The sequence below is a fragment of the Vibrio sp. 10N.222.55.C6 genome, from assembly GCF_041473395.1.
Classification (GTDB): Bacteria; Pseudomonadota; Gammaproteobacteria; order Enterobacterales; family Vibrionaceae; genus Vibrio; species Vibrio crassostreae_C.
The window spans coordinates 1-450 of the sequence record NZ_JBFRSD010001283.1; the positions used below are offsets into that span (position 1 = coordinate 1).

The window sequence follows — 450 nt, forward strand, 5'->3', positions numbered from 1 at the left end:
TGTCAGAGGTTATTTGGTATCAGAAAAGGAATATTAGCTAAAAACTTATCGAGTGACATGTAGGGTGTTTTTAGTCGTCACTTTACAATAGATGTAGGCTGCTGTTTTAAAGCATTCAGCAAGGAGCGTATATTCATGGATCTTTACACCATAAATACAGTCAGCCCTAGTTTCGAGTAGACAGGTAATGTTCCATCTAGAACATCACCAATCTTATCGGGCTGTCTCGAACGAACCTTGATTTATCTAGGTAGACTTTCGTCAAAGTGAGCAGTCAATTGATAGGCTTCTGGTTGTTCTTTTAGCAGCTTTTGGTCTTGTATGACGCCCATACGTCGCAAGTAATAACTGACTAAAGCTCCACGAGTTACTATTTCCATCTTCTTGTTTTTCATAGCGTAGTCGTCAGCAACAACAACTTGTTGTTGCTCAGACAAGTAAGGATTAGGT

General features: G+C 39.6%; 1 pseudogene. It reads right to left on the reverse strand.

Features of this window, described 5'->3' with window-relative positions:
- Positions 1–242: 242 nt before the first annotated feature.
- A pseudogene (locus AB4486_RS28545) lies at positions 243–450 on the reverse strand (WYL domain-containing protein); the annotation flags it as partial.